This is a genomic window from Sedimentibacter sp. B4, assembly GCF_000309315.1.
Taxonomy (GTDB): domain Bacteria; phylum Bacillota; class Clostridia; order Tissierellales; family Sedimentibacteraceae; genus Sedimentibacter; species Sedimentibacter saalensis.
This window is the reverse complement of the sequence record NZ_CANG01000933.1, coordinates 1-5,759: the sequence shown is the minus strand read 5'-3', so window position 1 is coordinate 5,759 and position 5,759 is coordinate 1. Positions and strand designations below refer to the sequence as shown.

Sequence of the window (5,759 nt, the reverse complement as noted above, 5' to 3'; positions counted from 1 at the left end):
ATACAGTTCAACATTTTTCTATAACAACTGTAGGGGAGGGTTACTGCCCTCCCATGTGTTTGTCACGAGAATGATGACAACAACCCCGTCCCCTTGACATCTGTGCTTTAACTCCCTTAACAGTTTCTAGAAGTTGTTCCATTCCACGCATTGATAAATACTGTGCTTGTACTGGTATGATGACACTGTCAGATGCAACCAAAGCATTTATAGTAAGATTTCCTAATGATGGCAGATAGTCAATTATTATATAATCAAACATTGTTTTAAATTCTTTAACAATATTCTTAAGTATATTTTCTCGGTTTATAGTATTTAACATTTTCACTTCAATACTAGATAAACCTATATCTGCTGGCAATAAATATACACCTTATGTTTTTATAAGATATTTACTTTTTCAATACTATAATTATAATCATTAATTCTATTTTCAATTAAATTTGTAATTGTATTATACAATTCATCTGGTTTAAACCCTAGTGAATATTGTCAAATTAGCTTGTCCATCTAAATCAATGAGTAACACCTTTTTATTAAGTTTTGATAAACTAATTCCAAGACTAATTGCTGTAATAGTCTTACCTACTCGGCCTTTTTGGTTTGCTATTGCTATTACTTTACACATATATCCTCCTTGTTTTTTGGAAACAAAAAAATAATTGCCTTTAAGTAACTATTAACGATTTGTGTTTCTTTAATTTTCAACATTTATATTAAAAAAGCTTACTAGCACCTAATCTATAATCAAAGCCTTTGCTTAGAATCAGGTAGCTGGTTATTAGATATAAATAAAATAATTTCATAATTAAAGGGCACAAAATTCATTCCCTCTTTAGAATCTGAATATTTTTCTTAAAGATGCGATTTCAAGACACGAAAGTCAAAAATGACAACGCACCCGTTAAACTTTGAATAAATGAAAAATCATATAATATTTATCTATAAAAAATGCAAATATAGCGTGCTTTTATAAATTTTTGAATGTTATTTCAAGTAAAAATGTGTTTTTCGTTCAGTCTGGTGTACACTTTGCACCCTCTGTCATCATACAAATCTATGTCCATACACAAATCACAGTATTATTTACACGCATAAAAAAGAGCTGTTGTGTTATTAAATAATCACAATGTATCAGCCCTTGCACCGTATCTACATCCATTTTCCTTAGCCACGCACCCCAGTCATTCATGTCTTAAAATACTACTTATCTAATAAGTTATATATATATCTTAGTCCAATGATACTAGATACTACAAGGGAAACAAATATATACTTCATTTCCATATGATTATCTCTTAGGAACACTATGTTATCGCAAATTATAGGTGTTAAGATTATCAATATAGCTACTAATAATTTAAATTTATTCCTATTATTCATGTTGCACCTCATAATTTAAAAATTTATAGACAATAGGTATTTATATACTATGATTCTATTCATCATGTTTACCTATAGAATTTTATAGAATTATTTTACCATTCCAGATCTATGACAATGATATGTCATAGATCTGGTAATTAAGTTTTATTCATCTAAGGCAGAAGAATAATAAGTTTCTTCATAGGATATATTTTTTAGATATCCATTACCATTTGAAACTGTAATCGTTGCTTCTCCTTTACCACCTAAATTTATTTTAACATCTCCAGATACGTTCATACTCCCCTCTTTATATACATCTCCTTGTATAAGGGTATAGAATTCTCTGCCAGAAATTAGCTTATACACCATTTTTCCTTGAAAACTACACTTAGCACCGCCTCCGGTATAAACAAACGGCTCCTCTAATGATACAATTCTATCGGGACTATCGGAACCTGAATATTGAAGACCTACCAACACTTGTGGTTGTAACTTGTAAGTAGTCAAAAAATTTTTAAAACTAATTCCATCCATTGTGAATAATTGATATCTTATAGTTATACTGTTAATTTCTACTGATTGAAGTTTTAAATTTTCTTCATGTTTTTTTTGGAATTCTTGAATTTCTTTTTCTTCATACCCGTTTTCATTCATATGTGCTATTATTTCATCATATGAGTAGGTTCTTTCTATTGGTAAAGTAGCCAACTCGTCAATAGGTACAGCTTCTACTAATGTATTTAAATCTTGAGCAAATGCCACATTTTGTAACATTAAAATAGTCATTATAAATATTGATGCTACTTTAGTTAATTTTTTTATTTTTTCCTCCAATTAAAGTTTTTATTTTCCCACATATTAACATCATACTTAATGATAATAATGAAATTGATAAGCATGTTGCAATACTTTTCACCCCTAAATTTACAAGCAATATAAACACTCCAAATTCCAAAGCTAAAATCATCCTTGCTTTTTTTCCATATACTTTTACTTCTGCAACATCTAACGGTTTGTTACTATCCTCCACCGGTGAGAGAATATATATAATCAGTCCTGAAATTATTACAATCGTTATACAAATAAAGTTTGTCCATGGTATAAACCTTATTCCCAAAAGCACCGTAACAATTAGTACTACAGAACTGATGTAACACTTTAGTTGTGTTCTTGCATGGTATCCTCCCGCGTATGTCCTGAGAGGTATGTATGTTACCATAAAGACCACGCTCTCCCATAGCATACCGAATATTTTTCCCACAATTAATATTGTCAAAATATTCAGGAGTATCAATGCTCCCTGTTGCAGTCCGTATGTATATAGCTCGCAATCCTCCGAGTCAATAATTTTATTTGACACCAGTTCATCTGTTACCCTTTGTATAATCTTACCTTGCATTAAAATCTACGCAGTTTTTCGGAACCTTTTGGAAGCCTCGGCTGATGAATCAAAAAATAACATGTGGTATTTACATTAAGAGCCGTTATCATCAGTGCAAAACTTGCAATTGCACTTCCGAATTTTAAAACCAATTTCTTCAAGGTTATCCCCCCTCAATTCACTTTTTTAGCTTTTGGTGCTTTAATATTAGCATAAAAAACTACTTGTGCGGGAACATGTTGAAATCTATATATATTTTTGTAGAAACTTAAGAGTTTTGTGTTTATTCTGACTAATAATTCAAATACATAAGCAATATTACTGTAAAGACATCTTCTGTATGTTCAATTTCCATCTCACCGTTATATTTGTCCAATACAAATTTTATGTTTTTAATGCCTATACCATGATTTTCCTTATCTTCATTGGATGTAATCAAGTTATCTCCGATATATTTTAAATTTCCATTATATGTGTTAGATATCTTAGTTATCAATCTGCCCCTTTTATACTTAATCTTTATATCCAGTCTTTTATCTTTTTCTAATTTCGAGCAAGCATTAATTGCATTATCTAATAAATTTCCCAATATTACTGACATATCAAATGAGGTAATGTTTAATTGTTCCGGTATATTTAATTCTAATGAAACAGATATTCCATTATGTACAGCTTCTTGAAGCTTATAATTGAGAATACTGTCGATTATGACATTGCCCGATTGTGCATATTCTTTTGCTGTAATAATTGCATCTGTCATTTGTTCAATGTGCTTCATTGCTTCATTATATTCATTTTTTTCAAATAGCAGCTTTAACACAGCTAAATGGTTTTTCATATCATGTTTAAATGATCTGGTTGATTTTAACGATACCTTCATAAGCTCAAATTGCTTCTGATAATAATTATTTTGTTGAAATAAACGCAACTTTTCATATCTTTCTTCTTGTTGCACACTTAGATTATCGTATAAATAAAAAACAAAGAAATTTACAAATAACAAACTAACTATAACAAAGACAATTTTATAAACATTGTCTGAGGCCATTTCTATTATAGTCAAAATTATAAATAATGACATAATGGGTATGAAAAATATAGCAAACCAATAACTGTATGGAATAACCGTCTTATTTTTTATGTTTTTATAATTATTTATAAAAAGCGCTGCAATATATAATAGTATTTTAACAATTATCACACCTGCTATTGAAGAGAATTCATTATTTTTACTAAATACAGAAAAATCCAAAAAACCGAACATTAAGGCAACAATACTTTCAATGGATATTAAGATTATGTAAATAAGCGAAATATTCAAAATCCTTCTTTTTAAGCTTGCCTCATAATTGAAGGATACTAAAAACAACACCATAATGTTACACACTAAAGTTACAATTGGAATGTTCAAAAATAAGTACATAGAAGTGAAGCTAAAATAATAAAGTGTATATGAAATGATTTCAATCTGTCTGTTCGAATCTTTCCTGTCAAAAAAAGCAGACATAAACTTATACATTATATATACATCAAATGTATTGGTAATAATGTAAAACATATTAAAATTACTAATATTCACTATATTTCATCCCCTTCATGCTTTAATTGCAATTTTCGTACCTCTGTTCTTTTTGACTGACTTATGGGCAAAACATGTGAGTTGGTCAGAATAAGCTTATCGTAATAAAACTCTGCTACATGATAATAGTTAACCAAGTATGACTTGTGAATAAAGAAGAATTTATGTAATTCAAGTTGTGAATGAATTTCAGATAAATTACCGTAAAATGTAATTTCATCTGTTGTTGTAACCATCTTTACCTGGCGATTATCACTTTCAAAATAGAGTATGTCTTTTATTTCTTTTTTACAAAAATTATGTCCTTGCTTATACTTAAAATAAACATCCAGCTTATTTAAAAGCTCCATGGCTTTATTTATCATTTCAATGACTTTTAATTTATCAATAGGTTTTATTAAAAAATTAAGAGGTCTTACATCAAAAAGCTCCATGGCATAATTTTCTTTTGAGGAAATGTAAACTATTTGTATATTTTCATTTTTCAGTTCATTTCGAATTATTCTTCCAAGCTCAACTCCATTAAGCTTGTTTAACTCGATATCAAGAAAAATCATATCAACACAATTATCACTTTTTAAAAATTCATATAATTCTTCACCTGAATAAAAAACATCAACTTCAATTTTTTCAGAAATTGATTTGCTGTAGTTTAATATGATATTTTCAATTTCAGAGCAAATAATAGACTCATCATCGCATATTCCAATTCGAAACATTAAATTCACCTGCCTACTTTTATATAATTAATTATACTCTAGTAATGCTGTTCAAACAATGAAGAAAATCTGTTCAGAAAAATCTTAATACACTTAATATTTCCGTTGAGCTGTAAAAAGTAAGAAAAGCAAGATTTTTGAATGACTTTTACAAACATGAATTAAAATATGTAATTACGTTTCTTTTTTTAATATTCCTTTATTTTGTCTTACTGTACACGGCACTCATTGCGCAGGAATACTTGCCGGAAACGGCTATTCGTCAAAGGGTAAGTACAAAGGAATTGCACCGGAAGCAAATATTCTTTCAGTGAAAGTTCTTGATGAAAGCGGAAACGGAAACACATCAGACATTTTATCAACAGTCCAGTGGATAATCGAAAATAGGGAGGTTTATAAAACAAGAATAATCAATTTTTCCCTGGGAGCCATTGCTCAGTACAGGGAAAGGAGAGACCCTCTGGTTAAAGCAGCAAACAGGGCTATAGACAACAACTTCATAGTTGTTGCAGCAGTAGGAAACAGCGGACCCATGAGAAACACCATACTGTCTCCTGCAACCAGCAGGTACGTCATTTCCGTAGGAGCACTTGATGACGGGCGCACAGTTGAAACAAATGATGATTCAATTGCGGAATTTTCAAGCAGGGGCCCAACCCTTGACAGGGTAAGAAAACCTGACCTCATAGCTCCCGGGGTAAACATCATGTCA

6 protein-coding genes and 1 pseudogene are annotated in these 5,759 nt (G+C 30.1%); 1 reads left to right on the top strand and 6 read right to left on the bottom strand.

From position 1 onward, the window contains the following. Positions 1 to 40 precede the first annotated feature (40 nt). The 6 genes and pseudogenes from BN358_RS27990 to BN358_RS16615 form a co-directional block, all read right to left on the bottom strand. Positions 41 to 628, bottom strand: a pseudogene (locus BN358_RS27990) (AAA family ATPase). 902 nt (positions 629 to 1,530) lie between these two features. Continuing rightward, on the bottom strand, positions 1,531 to 2,202 hold the full coding sequence (locus tag BN358_RS16630; RefSeq protein ID WP_157593548.1) for a hypothetical protein: 672 nt from the start codon (positions 2,200 to 2,202) through the stop codon (positions 1,531 to 1,533). After that, on the bottom strand, positions 2,174 to 2,767 hold the full coding sequence (locus tag BN358_RS16625; RefSeq protein WP_019229669.1) for an accessory gene regulator ArgB-like protein: 594 nt from the start codon (positions 2,765 to 2,767) through the stop codon (positions 2,174 to 2,176). Before BN358_RS16625 ends, BN358_RS16630 begins: the two co-directional genes overlap by 29 nt. After that, entirely contained in the window at positions 2,767 to 2,910 is a 144-nt protein-coding gene (locus BN358_RS24695) for a cyclic lactone autoinducer peptide (protein WP_019229668.1), read from the bottom strand. The genes BN358_RS16625 and BN358_RS24695 overlap by 1 nt, the downstream gene beginning before the upstream one ends. A gap of 131 nt (positions 2,911 to 3,041) precedes the next feature. Next, positions 3,042 to 4,070 carry a sensor histidine kinase gene (locus BN358_RS16620; RefSeq protein ID WP_198018510.1) on the bottom strand — a complete coding sequence of 343 codons (1,029 nt, stop codon included), beginning with the start codon at positions 4,068 to 4,070 and terminating at the stop codon, positions 3,042 to 3,044. 257 nt (positions 4,071 to 4,327) lie between these two features. Further along, positions 4,328 to 5,047 (bottom strand): LytTR family DNA-binding domain-containing protein, encoded by a 720-nt coding sequence (locus BN358_RS16615; RefSeq protein ID WP_019229666.1) that lies wholly within the window; start codon positions 5,045 to 5,047, stop codon positions 4,328 to 4,330. Positions 5,048 to 5,207: 160 nt separating this feature from the next. On the opposite strand from BN358_RS16615, the gene BN358_RS16610 reads away from it, so the two are divergent. Next, positions 5,208 to 5,759, top strand: a 552-nt coding sequence (locus BN358_RS16610) for a S8 family serine peptidase (RefSeq protein ID WP_157593550.1), incomplete at its 3' end; no start/stop codon positions are given.